Below are 15,894 nucleotides of genomic sequence, written 5' to 3'. Positions count from 1 at the left end.
GAGCCTGTTCGCCCGTACTTGATCACGGGGCCTGGGCCGCACCAGGGCCGAGCGGTCCGACATCGACAGCATCGAGCACCAGGCGTGCGGCCACCGTCGCGCCGTCGGTGCGGATCGTGCGGGACACGTCCTTCGCCCGGGCCCGGGTCTCGGGGGACAGGGCGGTGCCGAGCGCGGCCGACAGGGAGGCGAAGGTGGGGGTCGGGCCGTCGTGGGCCACGCCGATGCCCAGGTCGGCGACGCGGGCGGCCCAGTGCGGCTGGTCCGCGATCTGGGGGACCACCACCTGGGGCGCGCCCGCCCGGGCGGCCGTCGTCGTGGTGCCCGCGCCGCCGTGGTGCACCACGGCGGCGACCCGGGGGAAGAGGGCCTGCTGGTTGACCTCGCCGACGACGAAGCAGTCGTCCTTGTCGTCGATCCGGGACAGTCCGGCCCAGCCGCGGGCCAGCAGGACGCGGCGGCCCTGCGCGCGGAGCACCTCGATGGCGACCTGGGCGACGTCCTTCGGCGCGTACGCCGCCATGCTGCCGAAGCCCACGTAGACGGGAGGTTCGCCGGATGCCAGGAACGCCTGGAGGTCGGACGGGAGTGGGCGTTCGTCCGGCAGGATCCACGCCCCGGTCTGCACGAGGTCGAGCTCCGTCAGCTCCTGCCACGGGCCCAGGACCGGGTCGGCCGCCAGCAGGGCGCGGCCGGTGAGGACGTGGTCGCGGACGTTGTCCACGGGCGGGAGGCCGAGCGCCGCCCGGTGGCGGTTGAGTGCCTCCCCGTACAAGCAGTTCACGCGCTGGGCGTCCTGCTCCCACAGCACCTTGAGGTCGGTCTCGTCCTGCGGGGACGGTGTGCCGGGCCGCCGCCCCGGACGGAAGTGTCGCGAGGGCAGCCCGAACGGATGGAAGCACGCGAACACGTAGGGGATGCCGAGCACCTCGGCCACGTCCCGGGCGCCCGCAGGCATCAGGCCCGTCGCAAGGATCGCGTCGCACCCCTCGGCCGCCGCGGAGAGCGTCTCGAACCGCGCGGCGACCAGCTCGGGCGCCAGCCGGAACGCGTCCTGCGCGGTCGGCGGCCGCTCACCGGCCACCACCGAGCGCACCGTCGGGCCGAGCGGCACCAGCTCCACGCCGACACCGGACAGCAGCTCCGCGAACTCCTCGTCCGGCGGCGCGCACACCCGCGCCTCGGCGCCGAGTTCCCGCAACCCCACCGCGAGGGCGGCCAGCGGCTCGACATCCCCGCGCGACCCCCACGTCGACAACACCACACGCACCGCACCCACTGGTCGGCCCCCTTCTTCTTCCGCAGGTCCCGTTCTTCTTCCGCAGGTCCTGGCTTCGGCCGGTCATCTTGCGGCATGGCCTGGGGCTTGTCGCAAGCCCCCCGGTGGGCTATACGTTGAAAAGGGCAGGGAGGGAGACGACCTCCGTGCCCTTCTCGCGTCCGGCCTCAACCGGCTCCGATGGCTTCGTCGCCTCAACTGGCCTGCGGCGCGGCGCTGTTCATGGTCGGCCTGATGCGTCGCGCCAGCACGATCCCGGCCGCGGCCAGCGCCCCCGTCAGCGTGAACGTGACCGTCAGGGCGAGTGTCACCGAACCCCCGTACGCATCGGAGAGCGTGATCGCCGCGCCGCCGAGGCCGCTGAGGACCGCGACCGCGAGGGTCTGGGCGAGCTGCATGCCGCCGCTGGCCTCGCCCTGGCGGTCGGCGGGGGCCTGTTCCATCGCATCGGTCGTGGCGGCGTTGAAGGCCACGCCCATCCCGGCGCCGCCGACCGCCCACCCCACGACGGCGAAGAGCGCGGGCACCGAGTCGACGAGGACGCCCACCCCCATCACCACGATGCCTGCCAGCAGCACCACGAAGCCCAGCGCGATGGGCACCGCACGGGAGCGGCCGCTCCAGCGTCCGTCGGCCCGGCCCTGCCAGGCGGCCCCGAGCACCCAGGTGATCGCACCGGCCGACAGGCCGAGCCCCGCCTGCGCCGCGCTCAGCCCGCGCAGCTCCACCAGTCCGAGCGGCAGGAACGCCTCACTGCCGAAGTACGCCCCGCACAGCAGGAACCGCAGCACCACACCGGCCGCCACCCCGTGGCGCGCCGAGAGCGTCCCGGCCGGGGTGACCGAGCGCAGCGCGTACCCGGCGACTGCCGTGCCCAGCAGGGCCAGCGGGACGAGGAGAGCGAGCCGGCGCAGTTGAAGTCCCGCCAGGAGTACGGCTGTTGCGGCGGCGAGGAGCACGCTGCGGGCGATGGGGCCGGTCCACCACCGGGGGGTGGAGGGATGCGCGGTGTCGTCCGCGGTGCTGCTCAGGCGCCGTAGTTGAGGCAGGGCCAGGGCGGCGGCCATCGCGATGAGCGGCAGGAGCAGCACGAACACGCCACGCCATGAGACGTGGTCGGCGATGAGCGCGGCGACCGTGGGGCCGATCAGCGACGGCACCGTCCAGCCGCCGGACACGAGCGCGAACATCCGGGCCCGCAGGCGCTCCGGGTAGGCGAGGGCGATCGCCGTGTACGCGAGGGCCATCACCGCGCCTACGCCCAGCCCTTGGAGGAATCGTCCGGCGAGGAAGAGCGGCCAGTTGCCCGCCGATCCGGCCACCGCGCAGCCCACCGCGAACACGACGAGGCCCACCCCCAACGGCCGGGCGGGGCCCCGTCGGTCGGCGGCGAGTCCGGCGGCGACGGTGCCGATGAGGTTGGCCAGCATCAGCGCGGACAGGCCCCAGCCGTAGGCGTTGAGCCCGCCGAGCTTCCCCGCGATCTCGGGGAGCACCGTGGCCACGCCCATCGACTCGAAGGCGACGAGCCCGACGGACAGGACGATGCCCCAGGTCAGGGCGGTGTACGGGGCGCGGAACACGCTGTCGCGGGCGGCTTCGCGGGCCGCCTCGACGGTCGGCGACGCGGATGTGGACGTGGGCGTGGATGTGGGTGTGGACGTGGGTGATCCGCCGTCGACGGCGGTTTCCTGGTCGGGCACGGGTGTGGACCCCCTCCAATGCAGGCACTCATACATTCCGTTCCGGATCGGAACGAAATTGAATGCTACCTATACTGGTCCCCATGGCAACCCCCGACGCCGCCCGCACCGCCGGCCGCCCCCGCGACACCCGCCTCGACGCGGCCATCCTCACGGCGACGCTGGAGCTCTTGGAGGAGAGCGGCTATCCGCACCTGACGATGGAGGCGGTCGCGCGGCGCGCGGGGACCACCAAGCCCGCCATCCGCCGCCGTTGGGCCTCGCGCCAGCACCTCGTCGTCGCGGCGCTCGCCCAGTCGCTCGGCACCGCGCCCACCCCGGACACCGGCTGCACCCACTGCGACCTGATCCTCGGCATCGAGACCCTCACCAACGCCTTCGGCGGCACCCTCGGCCGGCGCACCCTGCCCGCGCTGATCGCCGAGCTCGCCGACGACCCGGAGCTGGACCGGCTCTTCGCCGAGACGATCCTCCACCCCCGGCGGGCCACCACCGAGGCGGCCCTGCGCCGCGGCATCGAGCGCGGCGACCTCGCGCCGGACGCGGACATCGGCCTGCTCCTGGACATGGTGGCCGCGACGACGTACCACCGCGTCCTGTTCGGCCATCTGCCGGTCACCGACACCCTCGCCCACGACGTCGTCATGACGGTCATGGGCGGCGCGGCGACCCCGAAGTGGCGCAAGCACTATCAGAGCCACCACGAACACGGCCCGTTCTAGCGGCAGTTGGGGTCACTCGATGTCGTGGCAGTGCTCCGTCGCCGTGCTGCGCCGAAGTTCCTCTCGAAAGTTCCGCCGCGAGCGATGAGTTCCGTACGGAGTCCCGGTCTACCTCTATGACAGCGACGCCACAGGGCAGTTCGCCCGAGTCACTCCCCGGAGGCACACCATGACCGCGACCACCGCTCTCTCCGCCGCCCGCACCACCCGCATCTCGGGCCGCATCCGTTCCTTCCTCGTCGCCCAGCCCGTGTGGCGGGCGGGCGTCCTCGCCGCTCTCGCCGGTGCCCTGGTCACCGAGGGCTACGCGCAGGTCATGCGCGCCCTGGGCGTCCCGATGAAGGCCGCGAGCCCCGGCGCGGACTCCGCCGAGCCGATCCCGAACTTCGGCTTCGCGAGCGGCGTGCTGTTCTGGGCGGTCGTCGGCGTCGTCCTCGCGGTGGCCCTGGCCCGCTGGGCCAAGCGCCCGGCCCGCACCTTCACGGTCACGACGGTCGTGCTCACGACGGTCTCCCTGGCGCCCCCGTTCATGGCTCCGCACACCGCGGTCTCCACCCAAATCGTGCTGGCCGTCGCGCACTTGGTGGCCGCAGCGGTGATCGTCCCGGCGATCGCCGTACGACTGGCCGGGCGGCCCACCCGCTGAGCTGCGGCTTCATCGCCACCACCGCACGAACCGAGAGGGCAGCCTCCCCGAGCGACGGGGACGCTGCCCTCGGTCGCGTGTGCGGCCGGGACCTCAGGTCGCCGCAGTCGCAGCCCCAGCCGCAGCCGCAGCCGCAGCCGTCGATGTCGCGGGCCCGGCGATGCGGTGCGCCAGGCGTGCGAGCGCCGGAGGCATCCGGTACTCGACCGCGATGTGGCCGCCCTCGAACAGCTCGAAGTGCACGCGTTCGTCGGCCACTTCGGCCTCGGTCAGCGCGTCGCGGAAGGCCAGTGCGCCCAGGTCGAGGAACCACTCGTCGCGGGTGAGTGCGGTTGCGCCACATCGACAGCGTCCCCGCGTAGCCGAGCAGCAGATACGGAGCGAAGTGCCCGGCCTCGTACCAGAGTTGGAGGGTGCCGTCACCCGCATGCAGATGCTGGTGCGGCACCTGCAGCGGCAGAAGGAGGCCGCGCTGGCGCGCCAGGGCCTGAAGCTGTGGGAGTACGAGATCCTCTGGCGCCTGCGCTCGGCCAAGGAGCCCTACCGGATGACCCCGACACGCCTCGCGCAGGGACTCGGCGTCCACCCCGCCACGCTCACCAACCGCCTCGACCGCCTCCAGGCGTCCGGGCTGATCGCGCGCGAGCACGCGGAGGGCGACCGGCGCAGCCTGCTCGTGGCCCTGACGCCCGCGGGCGCCGATGCCTGGGCGGCGGTGATCGACGACCAGCGGAAGGCCGAGGCCGCGTTGCTCGCACCGCTCACCGAAGGGGAGTCGGGGCAGCCGCCCGCCCTGCTGCGGACGGTGGCACTCGCGGTGGAGAAGGACGGCCCGCCGCTCATGCCGGATGTCGACTGAAGCGGTCTGCGGCGGGCCGGGCGGAGCTACGGACGGGTGACGTTCTTGACCGGCAGGGTCTTGTCCGCGCCCGCGACGTAGTAGTCCTTGGGCGTGGAGAAGACCACGAACTGGTTGTCGTAGTCGCGGATCTTGGCGCGGACGGCGAAGTTGCCGTGCGCGTCGGTGGTGGCCTGGGCGTTGTACGCGGACTCGTAGTACGTCCGCAGCAGCACCCGGGTGCCCGCGACCGGGCCGTGCCCGTCGGGCCAGGTGACCTTGCCGGTGACGAGGAGGGTGTCCCCGGCGCGCACCTTGGTGCGGTTCACGTGGTAACTGATGCTGCTGGCAACGGGTTTGACGGTGACCGTGGTGTCGGCGAGGTAGACCTCGTTGTCGTCGGGGTCGCCCGGGTCGTAGCTGGCCGTGAAGTCCACCTCGTGCTGGGGGAACAGGAACGTGCTGGCCTTGTCCTGCCAGCGGTCCGCCCGCACGTCGTCGAGTGCGAACCGGCCCTGGGCGTCCGTGCGGACGGTCCCCAGGCGGAGGGATTCCCGCTCGGTCGGGTCGATGGGGTCGCCCCACGGGTTCCAGCTGTAGTAGCGGACGGTCTTGAGCAGCGTGACCGGCGCGTCCGCCAGCGGGGTGCCGTCGGCGCGGGTCACGGTGCCGCTGAGATCAGTGGACCGGTGGTCGTAGTCGGTCGTCGTGACGCTGCTGGAGAGCGTCACGGTGAACTCCTGCGCGGGCGGCCCGTCCTGCGCGGGCGCGGCCTGCACGCCGTGGGCGGGGGCGGCGGCCACGACGGTCGCGAGCGCGAGAGCGGCGGCCGCGGTCAGCCGGGCGGCGACCGGTAAGCGAAGGTGCACGGGAACTCCGTAGTCCGTGAGTGGTGTCGTCGGTCTCGCCTGATCCGGTGTGACCAGGCGCAGAGTTCGACACGCACGGGACCGGACGAGGTTGTAGAGGTCCGTGCGGTGCGCCGAGAGTGCATCGGCCGTACACGCCACGTTCGCCCTGTCATCGCCCGCCTGTCGGCGGAGCCCATGGACGGGAGAGGGCGTTCAGCGGCTGTCCCGGGCCGTCTCGTCGACGAGGATCCGTGCCAGTTCGCGGGGCCGGGAGAACATCGGCCAGTGGCCCGTGTCCATCTCCACGAGGCGCCACCGGTCACTGGTGGCCAGCAGCTCGGCCACGTCCCCGTGCGGATCGGCGCCGTCCAGCAGGCACTTGATGTAGGTCGCCGGGAGCTCGCCGAGCGGCCGCTCGAGTACGGCGGCCTCGGCCAGGGAGGCGCCGGGGTGCGGCGTGGCCCCGCCCGTGAGGCGGGCGATCTGCTCGCCGGTGAGCTCCTGGCCCGCGCAGTCGGCCGCGGTGAGCGGCTCCCACAGGCCGCCGCCTGCGTCGAGCGTCTCCTGGAGCCGGTCGGGGCCCTGCCACCAGGTGGAGACGAACGACTCGCCGTCGACGGGGACGTTGGCGTCGACGAAGACCACCCGCTTCAGGCGGTCCCCGATGCGCTCGGCGGCCTGCCCCACCGGGATGCCGGAGTAGCTGTGCCCGACGAGGACGACGTCGCGCAGGTCGAGCCGCTCCACCTCGCCGACGATGTCCTGCACATGGGTCTTCTGTCCGGCGGCGCCCCCGGCCGGCTCGTCCTGCCTCTCGGCGAGGCCGGACAGCGTCAGCGGATGGACGTCGTGGCCGGCCTCCCGAAGCCCCGGCACCACCTCGTCCCACGCCCACGATCCGAGCCATGCCCCTGCGACCAGTACGAAGTTCGACATCCTCGCACCGTAGTGGAGAGGGCGGACACAGGGGCATGTGCGTGCGGTCCGACGTGCGTGCTAGGCCACCCTCCGGCGCCTCCCCAGCCACGTCTGCGCGATGATCACGAGGACCAGGAACGCCCCGCTGACCACCTGCTGGTAGGCCGAGTCGAGGGTGCCGATCTGGTTGATGATGTTCTGGATCACCTTCAGGAGCAGCACGCCCACCAGTGAGCCGCTGACATAGCCGAGGCCGCCGCTGAGGAGGGTGCCGCCGATGACGACCGCGGCGATCGCGTCCAGTTCCATGCCGAAGCCGAGGATGGTCACCCCGGAGGCGAGCCAGGCCGCGTTGAGGATGCCCGCGAGCCCGGCGGTCAGGGAGGAGATGACGTAGACCGTGGCCTTGGTGCGGGCCACGGGGGCGCCCATGAGGGCCGCCGCGTCCTCGTTGCCGCCGACCGCGTAGACGCGCTGTCCGAAGCGGGTGCGGCGCAGCACCACGGCGCCGAGGACGAAGAGGGCCACCGTGATCCACACCGGGACGCCGATGCCCAGCAGTTCGCCCTGGCCCAGCTGCCGGGAGAGGACGGAGTTCTTGCCGATCAGATAGGTCGTGGCGCCCTCGTCCGTGATGTTGAGCATGAGGCCGCGCGCCGCCAGCATCGTCGCCAGTGTCACGATGAAGGGCGCCAGTCCCGTGCGGGCCACGAGCAGGCCGTTGACCAGGCCGATGAGGCCGCACACGGCCAGGGGCACCAACAGGCCCACCAGCGCGCCGTGTTGAGAGCCCCAGGCCGCGAGGACGCCGCCCAGCACGAACACCGAGCCGACCGACAGGTCGATGCCGCCGGTGATGATGACGAAGGTCATGCCGAGCGCGATGAGCGCCGGGAACGCCGACGTCAGCGCCATGTTCTTGAGGTTGCCTTCGGTGGCGAACGAGTCGAAGGAGAACGAGGCGACCGTCGCGATGACGATCAACGCGACCAGGGCGCCGTGCTGTTGGGCCAGGGCGCTGAGGCGCTCGCCCCGGCGCACCGCGGGGGTCTCCTCGGGGGCCGTGACCGTCATGACGGGGGTGTCGGGCGTCTTCATCGTGTTCACCGTGGAGTTGGTGGTCGTCACCGCTTGCCTCTCTCCCGTGCCGCGTACACGGCGAGGACGATCACCGCGGCCTGGGCCATCTGCGTCCAGGACGGCGGCAGGTCGTGCTTGATGAGGGTGGCCGTCAACAGCTGGATGAGGACGGCCCCGGCCACGGTGCCGCCGATGCGGATCCGGCCGCCGGTCAGGGGGGTGCCGCCGACGACCACGGCGGTGATCGCGGACAGTTCCATGAGGTTGCCGAGCGACGTGGGGTCGCTGGCCGACAGGCGGGCGGTGGCCAGGAAGCCCGCGATGGCAGCGAGGACGCCGGAGCACACGTACACGATGATCAGGACCCGGCGCACGGGCAGACCGGCGAGCTGGGCGGCCGGCCGGCTGTCGCCGATCGCGAGGAGCCGGCGGCCGAAGGTGGTGCGGCGGACGGCGAAGGCCACCACTGCCGCGAGGGCGACGGCGATGAGCGCCAGATAGGGGATGCCGAGCAGGTCGCCGGAGCCGAGGGACGCCATGCTCGGTTCGTTGACGTCCTTGAGCTGGGGCAGGAAGACCAGGGCCAGGCCGCGCACACCGACCATCAACGCCAGGGTGGCGACGATGGGTTGGACCCCGATGAAGGCGATGAGCGAGCCGCCCGCCAGGCCCACGACGGCGCCGCCGACGATGACGACCAGAAGCGCGAGCCAGGGCCCGTATCCCAGGTAGAGGGAGACCAGCGACGTCGACAGGGCCATGACCGAGCCCACCGAAAGGTCGATGCCCTCCGTGCCGATCGCCAGGGCCATGCCCAGGGCGACGATCAGCACGGGCGCGACCTGGACGGCCTGGGTGCGGAAGTTCTCCGCCGACAGGAAGTGGTCGGTGAAGGCGGCGTTGAACAGCAGCAGGGCGGCGACGCCCGCGTAGACGCCGTAGTCCTGCAGCCAGCGCAGTACGGCCGTACGGTCGGTCGCCGCCGTCCTGCGCAGGGCGAGGTCAGCCATGGGTGGTCCCCTCTGCGGTGGCGGGTGCGTCGGCGACGGGCTCGGCCGGCGGGGGAGCGGCGGCGTGCTGCTGCGCCGCCGCGGCGATGGCCTGCATCAGGCGGTCCTCGGTGACGTCGTCGCCGGTGAGCTCGGAGACGACGGCGCCGTCGCGCAGGACCACCACGCGGTCGGAGCCCTCGACGAGTTCCTCCACGTCGGAGGAGATGAGCAGCACGCCCAGGCCGTCGTCGGCGAGCTCGTCGATGAGCTTCTGGACCTCGGCCTTGGCGCCGACGTCGATGCCGCGCGTCGGCTCGTCCAGGAGCAGCACCTTGGGCTGCATGGCCAGCCAGCGCGCCAGCAGGACCTTCTGCTGGTTGCCGCCGGAGAGTTCGCCGACCTTCTGCCGGGGGCTGGACGCCTTGATGCTCAGGCGCTTCATGAAGGTGTCCACGATCGCGTCGACGCGGGACTCGGAGACCAGGCCGAAGCGGGACATGCGCGGCATGGCGGCGAGCGCGATGTTCTCGCGCACCGACAGTCCCGGCAGGATGCCCTCGGCCTTGCGGTCCTCGGGCAGCAGGCTGATCCCGGCACGGATGGCGGCCGGGGTCGACCCCGTGCGCACGGGCACGCCCGCGACGGTCACGCGCCCCGCGCCGACCGGCAGCGCCCCCGCGATCGCCTTCGCGGTCTCGCTGCGCCCGGAGCCGAGCAGCCCGCCGAGCCCGACGACCTCGCCCGGGCGGATGCGCACGGAGACGTCGTGCAGCTGGTGCGGGCGGGTCAACCCCTCGGCGCTGAGCACGGGTTCCTGCCCGGCCGCGTGCTCGCCGGTGAACTTGGTGACGCCCTCGGCGCGCACCTGGCCCAGGTCGCGGCCGAGCATGAGCGCGACCAGGCCGAGGCGGTCGGTCTCGGCCAGGGGCCCGGTGTGCACCAGGCGCCCGTCGCGCAGCACGGTGACGGTGTCGCACACCTCGTACAGCTCGTCCATGCGGTGACTGACGTAGATCACCGCGATGCCGCTCTCGCGCAGTCCGCGGATGACGCCGAACAGCGTCTCCACCTCGCGCGGTTCGAGCGAGGACGTGGGTTCGTCCATGATGACCACGCGCGCGTCGACCTGGACGGCGCGGGCCAGAGCGACCATCTGCTGGGCGCCGACGCCGAGTTCGCGCAGCGGGCGGCGCACGTCGACGTCCACGCCGTACTCGCGCAGCACGCGCGCCGTCTCGCGGTGCATGCGGCCGAAGTCGATCAGTCCCCAGCGGCTGCGCGGCTCGCGGCCCAGGAAGAGGTTGCGGGCCACGCTCATCAGGGGGATGAGGTTGACCTCTTGGTAGATGGTCGAGATCCCGGCGTGCTGCGCGGCGAGCGGCGTGCCGAAGGAGACGGGCTCGCCCTGGTAGGAGATCTCGCCCTCGTCCGGCTTGTACACGCCGGTCAGGACCTTGATGAGGGTGGACTTCCCGGCCCCGTTCTCGCCGACGAGGGCGTGCACCTCGCCGGCGCGGGCCGTGAAGGTCAGATCGTCCAGGGCCAGGACGCCGGGGAACCGTTTGGTCAGCCCGCGCACGGCCAGGACGTCGGCGGGTGCGCTCACGTCAGTACGCCTTGTCGATGTCGGACTTGGCGTTGTCCTTCGTGTACGCGCTGTCCTTGATGACGATGTCCTCGCTGACCTTCTCGCCCTTGGTGAAGGAGTCGAGGGTCTTAAAGGCGAGCGGTCCGAAGCGCGGGTTGGACTCGATGACGCCGCTGATCCAGCCGTTCACGATGCCCTGGACGGCGTTGCGGGTGCCGTCGATGGTCACGATCTTGACGTCGCCGGGCTTCTTGCCCGCGCCCTTGAGGGCGTTGACCGCGCCGAGGCCCATCTCGTCGTTCTCGGCGTAGATGGCCTTGATGCCGGGCTTGGACTGGATGAGGTTCTCGGTGACCGACTGGCCCTTCTCGCGGGCGAATTCGCCGGTCTGCTGGGAGACGACCTTCAGGCCGGGCGCCTTCGCCTTGATGCGTTCCTCGAAGCCCTTGGTGCGCTCGGTGGTGACGTTGTTGCCCGCGGTGCCGAGGAGGATCGCGACCTCGCCCTTGCCGCCGGTGGCCTCGATCATCTGGTCGGCGGCGCGGCGGCCCTGCTCGGTGAAGTCGGAGCCGATGAAGCTCACATAGTCCTTGCAGGCCGCGCCGTTGATCTTGCGGTCGACGGTGACGATCGGGATGTGCTTGGCCTGGGCCGAGCGCAGCACCGGCTCCCAGCCGTCGGAGTTGAGCGGGGCGATGACGAGCAGGTCGGCGCCCTTGGCGATGAGGTCCTGCACGTCGCTGATCTGCTTGGAGAACTGCGACTGGGCGTTGGCGGTGAGCAGCTTGACTCCGCGCTGTTTGGCCTCGGCCTTGATGGAGGCGGTCTCGGCGATGCGGAACGGGTTGGCCTCCTTCTCCGACTGGGAGAAGCCGACGGTGGCGTTCTTCAGATCCAGCTTCTTGCCGCCGAACTGGCCGATGGTGCAGGTCTTTCCGCCGCTGTTCTCCTTCACCGACTGGCCCGCCCCGCCCTTGGCGGAGGAGGAGCCGGAGCCGCCGTCGTCCTCGGACTTGGTGCAGCCGGTGGCGAGCGCGAGGCCCGCGGCGAGGCCGGCGACGAGGAGGGTCCGGGCGGGGGTACGGCGAACTGATGCGATCGGCTTCATGGAGTCCCCATTACGGCACGGCCCCGGCGCCCGGGGGGCGCTCACGGGGAGGATTGGTACCTGCGCACATCGCGAGCGGTTCCGGTGCGCGGCTCGGCGTTAGGGAGGGTTTTACATCGTTGGAGAGACGCTGTAAACCCTCCTCGCACGGCCACTTGGGCGCCCGCGGACCTGCCGGGTCCGCCCTGTCCTCGGTCCCGCACGGGGGCCGGCTCAGCGCCGCCCGAGGGTGCTCTCGCGCTCCACCAGGCGGTATTCCGCGGTGAGTTCACGACCGCCGGGCTCGCCGGGGCGCTCCAGGCTGCGCAGCAGCGACTGGACCGCGAGACGCGCGATGGCCTGCTTGTCCGGCGCGATCGTGGTCAGCGTGACCGCCCCGTACCGGCCCTCGGCGATGTCGTCGAAGCCGACCACCGCCACGTCCCAGGGCACCCGCAGCCCCCGCTCGTGCAGCACCCGCATGGCGCCGATGGCCACCAGGTCGTTATAGGCGAACACCGCGTCGGGCCGGACCCCGGCGTCCAGCATCCGCGCCATGGCCTCGGCGCCGTCGCCCCGGTCCCAGCCGCCGGTCGGGCCCACCAGACTGTCGGGCGCGGCTATCCCGGCCTCGGTCAACTCCTCGCGCCAGCCGAGGAGTCGCAGGTGGGCGGGGCGGTTCGCGGAGTCGGTGCGGGCGCCGAGGTAGGCGATGCGGGTGCGGCCGCGGCCGAGCAGATGGCGCACCGCGGTGCGCGCGGCGGCGATGTTGTCGATGGCGATGTGGTCGTGGGGCAGGTCGTACTCGCGCTCGCCGAGCAGCACCAGGGGGACGTCGTCGGTGCGGCCGCGCAGGTCCTCGGCCTCCAGCTCCAGCGGGCTGAGGATCAGCCCGTCGATGACCCCGGCCCTGAAGCCCTGGCTGACCAGGACCTCGCGCTCGCGCTCGCCGCGGGTGTGGTCGAGCAGGATGGTGACGTCGTGCTCGGCGGCGGCGTCGATGACGGCCGCGGCCAGCTCGGCGAAGTAGGGGTTGCCGAGCTCGGGCACGGCGAGCGCGATGATGCCCGTACGGCCCTTCCGCAGGTGACGTGCCGTCAAGTTGGGGCGGTAGCCCAGTTCGTCGATGGCCGTCTGCACCCGCGTCCGCATCGCGGGGGTGACGTGCTGGTAGTTGTTCACCACGTTCGAGACGGTCTTGATGGAGACGCCCGCGCGCTCGGCGACGTCCTTGAGGCTTACTCGCACCGGTTCTCCTTGCATCGATAGCGCGCCCGGCGCCGGAGGGCTCGTGCCGCCCCCTGGACAGCGCACCGGGGCGCATGCTGTCATGCGACTCGTCGCCTTCCAACGTTGTACAGACAGACTCGTTGTACCGACTGCAGCGACGAGCCGCCACCCTTCCTCACCAAAGGAGGATCCGTGCGCACACTGAAATCCGGCGAACGGGGCAGACCCCGACGCCTGCGCAACCCCCTGGTCTTACTCGCCGCCCTCACGCTCGGCGCCGCCGGATTCGCGGTCGCGCCTGGAGCCGGAGCCGCCGCCGACACCGCCGCCGAAGCCGCGGTTCGGCCCGCTCCCGGGCACGGAGCCGGGCCCACTGCCGGACGCGCCGCCCAACCCGGCGAGATCCAGGGCCTCAAGGGCGAGTACTACACCCAATCCGCCCCCGGCGCCTTCGACTTCGACAAGCTCAAGGCCACCGTCCTCGACCCCCAGGTCGACTTCGGCAACCTGGAACCGCGCCTGAGCGCCGCCACCGGACAGGGCGACGACGTGAGCGTCCGCTGGACCGGCCGCCTCGTCCCCGGGAAGACGGGTCCGACCACGTTCTCCCTCACCGGCGACAACGGCTTCCGCCTCTGGGTCGACGGCAAGCTCGCCATCGACCACTGGGTCGACGACTGGGACAAGGAACAGACCTCCCAGCCCGTCGAGTTGACCGCCGGAAAGTCCTACGACATCAAGCTCGAGTACTTCGAGCACTACGGCGGCTCCAACCTCCACCTGCGCTGGACCCCGCCCGGCGGCGAGAAGACCGCCGTGCCCCGCTCGGCGCTGCGCACCCCCGAGGGCTGGGACTACGACGGGGCCACCGACGCGACCGTCGAGAAGGACGGCCGCACCCTCAGGCTCGCCTTCCCGCAGCAGCTGGCCGCCCCGTCCGCCGGCCTCACCGACCACGTCGAAGCCATCATCGGCGGCGCCAAGTGGCCCCTCGACAGAGCCGCGTCGGACCCCGCCGACCCCACCGCTCTCCTCATCTCCCTCAAGGAGCCGGTCGTCGGCAACAAGCAGGGCAACGCCCCCGGCATGGCCGACCTGCGCTACGACGGCAAGGGCGGCCTGGCCGCCGCGGACGGCGGCAAGAATGTCGGCGCCTTCTGGTCCAGCGGCGCCAACCACTCCACGTACGAACTGCGCACCCCCTGGGCCGACGACGCGGAGTCCGGCAAGGGCCTGCGCGAGTACCCGCGCCCCCAGCTGACCCGCGCCAAGTGGCAGAACCTCAACGGGAAATGGCAGTTCGCCGCCGCCAAGGCCGGGGAACAGCCGCCCGTCGGCAAGGACCTCGCCGAGAAGATCCGCGTGCCCTACCCCGTCGAGTCGCAGCTCTCCGGCCTCGAACGGCACGAGGACCGCATGTGGTACCGGCGCACCTTCACCGTCCCCAAGGCCTGGCCCATCGGCTCCGGACAGCGCCTGAACCTCAACTTCGGCGCCGTCGACTGGCAGGCCGAGGTGTACGTCAACGGCAAGAAGGTCACCGAACACAAGGGCGGCTACGACAAGTTCAGCGCCGACGTCACCGACGCCCTCAAGCCCGGCACCACCCAGGAGCTGATCGTCGGCGTCTACGACCCGACCGACGCCAAGAACGGGGAGAACCCGCCCGTCGGCAAGCAGCGCCTGGACCCGAGCGGCATCTGGTACACCCCGTCGTCCGGGATCTGGCAGACCGTGTGGATGGAGCCGGTCGCCACCGACCACGCCGATTCCCTCAAGATCACACCGGATGTCGACAAGCGCCAAGTGGCCGTTTCTGCCAGGGGAGTCGGCGACGGCGTGCCCGTCACCGCCACCGCGTACGAGAACGGCAAGAAGGTCGCCACCGCCTCCGGCAAGGGCAGCGGACCGCTGACCCTCACGATCGCCGAGCCGCACCTGTGGTCGCCCGACGACCCGTTCCTCTACGACCTGAAGGTCACCGTGGGCAGCGGTTCCGGCGCCGACCAGGCCGGCAGCTACTTCGGCATGCGCTCGGTCTCCGTCCAGAAGGTCGACGGCACCCCGCGCACGATGCTCAACGGCAAACCGGTCTACCTGATGGCCACCCTCGACCAGGGCTTCTGGCCCGACGGCCTGCACACCGCGCCGACCGACGAGGCCCTCGCGTACGACCTCAAGGCCCACAAGAAGCTCGGCTACAACTCCGTCCGCAAACACATCAAGGTCGAGCCCGACCGCTGGTTCTACTGGGCGGACAAGCTGGGCCTGCTGGTGTGGCAGGACATGCCCGCGATGACCGCCGGGGTCGACCCGAACGCCGCCTCCCGCGCCGAGTACGAGCGCGAGATGAAGCAGATCATGGACGAGCACGGCAACAGCCCGGCCGTGGTCATGTGGGTCACCTTCAACGAGGGCTGGGGCCAGTACGACGTCGCCCGCATCGCCGAGCAGGCCAAGTCCTGGGACCCGACCCGCCTCGTCAACAACCAGTCCGGCATCAACCTCGGTGCCGACGGCAAGGCGGGCGACATCATCGACGAACACGGCTACCCCAGTCCCGCCCTGCCCGCCCCCGACGGCAGACGGGCCCTGATCAGCGGCGAGTACGGCGGCCTCGGCCTCGGGGTGCCAGGACACGCCTGGTCGGTGCAGATGTCGTACGTGAACGTCGACCCGGAGACGTACACGGACGACTACCTCGAGCGCCTCGACGAGGTCCGCGCCCTGGCCTGCAAGGGCGGCAACGGCGCCGTCTACACGCAGATCACGGACGTCGAGGGCGAGTTGAACGGCCTGATGACGTACGACCGCAAGGTGCTCAAGGGCGATGCGCAGCGCATCAAGGCCGCCCATGAAGCGCTGATCAAGGGGGCGCAGGACGGCACGCTGCCCTGCTCCTCCCGCTAGCCACGCTGTGCGGGACGCCCGCCCCGGCCGCTCGCAGGAGCGGCCGGGCG

The 15,894-nt window shown here is 71.7% G+C and carries 14 protein-coding genes; 4 read left to right on the top strand and 10 right to left on the bottom strand.

Going from position 1 to position 15,894, the window contains the following annotated elements; all coding sequences use genetic code 11:
• Positions 1-22: 22 nt before the first annotated feature.
• Both ACFWYM_RS33925 and ACFWYM_RS33920 read right to left on the bottom strand, forming a co-directional pair.
• The gene (locus ACFWYM_RS33925) at positions 23-1,270 is read right to left on the bottom strand and encodes a glycosyltransferase (protein ID WP_384846127.1); all 1,248 of its coding nucleotides are present in this window, start codon (positions 1,268-1,270) and stop codon (positions 23-25) included.
• Positions 1,271-1,473: 203 nt separating this feature from the next.
• Entirely contained in the window at positions 1,474-2,982 is a 1,509-nt protein-coding gene (locus tag ACFWYM_RS33920) for an MFS transporter (RefSeq protein WP_384846073.1), read from the bottom strand.
• An 83-nt stretch (positions 2,983-3,065) separates the two neighbouring features.
• Here ACFWYM_RS33920 and ACFWYM_RS33915 point away from each other — a divergent pair, with 83 nt between their 5' ends.
• Together ACFWYM_RS33915 and ACFWYM_RS33910 are read left to right on the top strand one after the other, a co-directional pair.
• Positions 3,066-3,704, top strand: coding sequence for a TetR/AcrR family transcriptional regulator (locus ACFWYM_RS33915; RefSeq protein WP_384846071.1), 639 nt, complete (start codon positions 3,066-3,068; stop codon positions 3,702-3,704).
• Between the two features lie 169 nt (positions 3,705-3,873).
• A complete protein-coding gene (locus ACFWYM_RS33910) occupies positions 3,874-4,350 on the top strand; it encodes a DUF6069 family protein (RefSeq protein ID WP_384846069.1) in 477 nt (158 codons plus the stop codon).
• A gap of 93 nt (positions 4,351-4,443) precedes the next feature.
• On the opposite strand, the gene ACFWYM_RS33905 is transcribed toward ACFWYM_RS33910, so the two are convergent.
• On the bottom strand, positions 4,444-4,773 hold the full coding sequence (locus ACFWYM_RS33905) for a hypothetical protein (RefSeq protein WP_384846067.1): 330 nt from the start codon (positions 4,771-4,773) through the stop codon (positions 4,444-4,446).
• Between the two features lie 4 nt (positions 4,774-4,777).
• Between ACFWYM_RS33905 and ACFWYM_RS33900 the strand changes: the two genes are divergently transcribed.
• A complete protein-coding gene (locus tag ACFWYM_RS33900; protein ID WP_384846065.1) occupies positions 4,778-5,209 on the top strand; it encodes a MarR family winged helix-turn-helix transcriptional regulator in 432 nt (143 codons plus the stop codon).
• A gap of 26 nt (positions 5,210-5,235) precedes the next feature.
• Here the strand turns inward: ACFWYM_RS33900 and ACFWYM_RS33895 are convergent, their stop codons facing one another.
• The 7 genes from ACFWYM_RS33895 to ACFWYM_RS33865 all read right to left on the bottom strand — a co-directional run bounded on the left by ACFWYM_RS33895 (position 5,236) and on the right by ACFWYM_RS33865 (position 12,952).
• A complete protein-coding gene (locus ACFWYM_RS33895; protein WP_384846063.1) occupies positions 5,236-6,057 on the bottom strand; it encodes an acyl carrier protein in 822 nt (273 codons plus the stop codon).
• 195 nt (positions 6,058-6,252) lie between these two features.
• Positions 6,253-6,975: an alpha/beta fold hydrolase gene (locus ACFWYM_RS33890; RefSeq protein WP_384846062.1), complete on the bottom strand. Its 723-nt coding sequence runs from the start codon at positions 6,973-6,975 to the stop codon at positions 6,253-6,255.
• Positions 6,976-7,035: 60 nt separating this feature from the next.
• Positions 7,036-8,031: an ABC transporter permease gene (locus tag ACFWYM_RS33885; RefSeq protein ID WP_384846125.1), complete on the bottom strand. Its 996-nt coding sequence runs from the start codon at positions 8,029-8,031 to the stop codon at positions 7,036-7,038.
• Between the two features lie 50 nt (positions 8,032-8,081).
• Positions 8,082-9,047: an ABC transporter permease gene (locus ACFWYM_RS33880; RefSeq protein ID WP_384846060.1), complete on the bottom strand. Its 966-nt coding sequence runs from the start codon at positions 9,045-9,047 to the stop codon at positions 8,082-8,084.
• Positions 9,040-10,635 carry a sugar ABC transporter ATP-binding protein gene (locus ACFWYM_RS33875; RefSeq protein ID WP_384846058.1) on the bottom strand — a complete coding sequence of 532 codons (1,596 nt, stop codon included), beginning with the start codon at positions 10,633-10,635 and terminating at the stop codon, positions 9,040-9,042. Before ACFWYM_RS33875 ends, ACFWYM_RS33880 begins: the two co-directional genes overlap by 8 nt.
• A gap of 1 nt (position 10,636) precedes the next feature.
• Entirely contained in the window at positions 10,637-11,725 is a 1,089-nt protein-coding gene (locus ACFWYM_RS33870) for an ABC transporter substrate-binding protein (protein WP_384846056.1), read from the bottom strand.
• 213 nt (positions 11,726-11,938) lie between these two features.
• On the bottom strand, positions 11,939-12,952 hold the full coding sequence (locus ACFWYM_RS33865; RefSeq protein WP_384846054.1) for a LacI family DNA-binding transcriptional regulator: 1,014 nt from the start codon (positions 12,950-12,952) through the stop codon (positions 11,939-11,941).
• Positions 12,953-13,126: 174 nt separating this feature from the next.
• Here ACFWYM_RS33865 and ACFWYM_RS33860 point away from each other — a divergent pair, with 174 nt between their 5' ends.
• Positions 13,127-15,844 carry a PA14 domain-containing protein gene (locus ACFWYM_RS33860; protein WP_384846052.1) on the top strand — a complete coding sequence of 906 codons (2,718 nt, stop codon included), beginning with the start codon at positions 13,127-13,129 and terminating at the stop codon, positions 15,842-15,844.
• The last annotated feature ends 50 nt before the right edge of the window (positions 15,845-15,894 follow it).

The sequence above is a fragment of the Streptomyces sp. NPDC059009 genome (genome assembly GCF_042740175.1).
GTDB lineage: Bacteria > Actinomycetota > Actinomycetes > Streptomycetales > Streptomycetaceae > Streptomyces.
The sequence above is the reverse complement of the archived record's forward strand: the minus strand, read 5'-3'. Positions and strand labels throughout refer to the sequence as shown.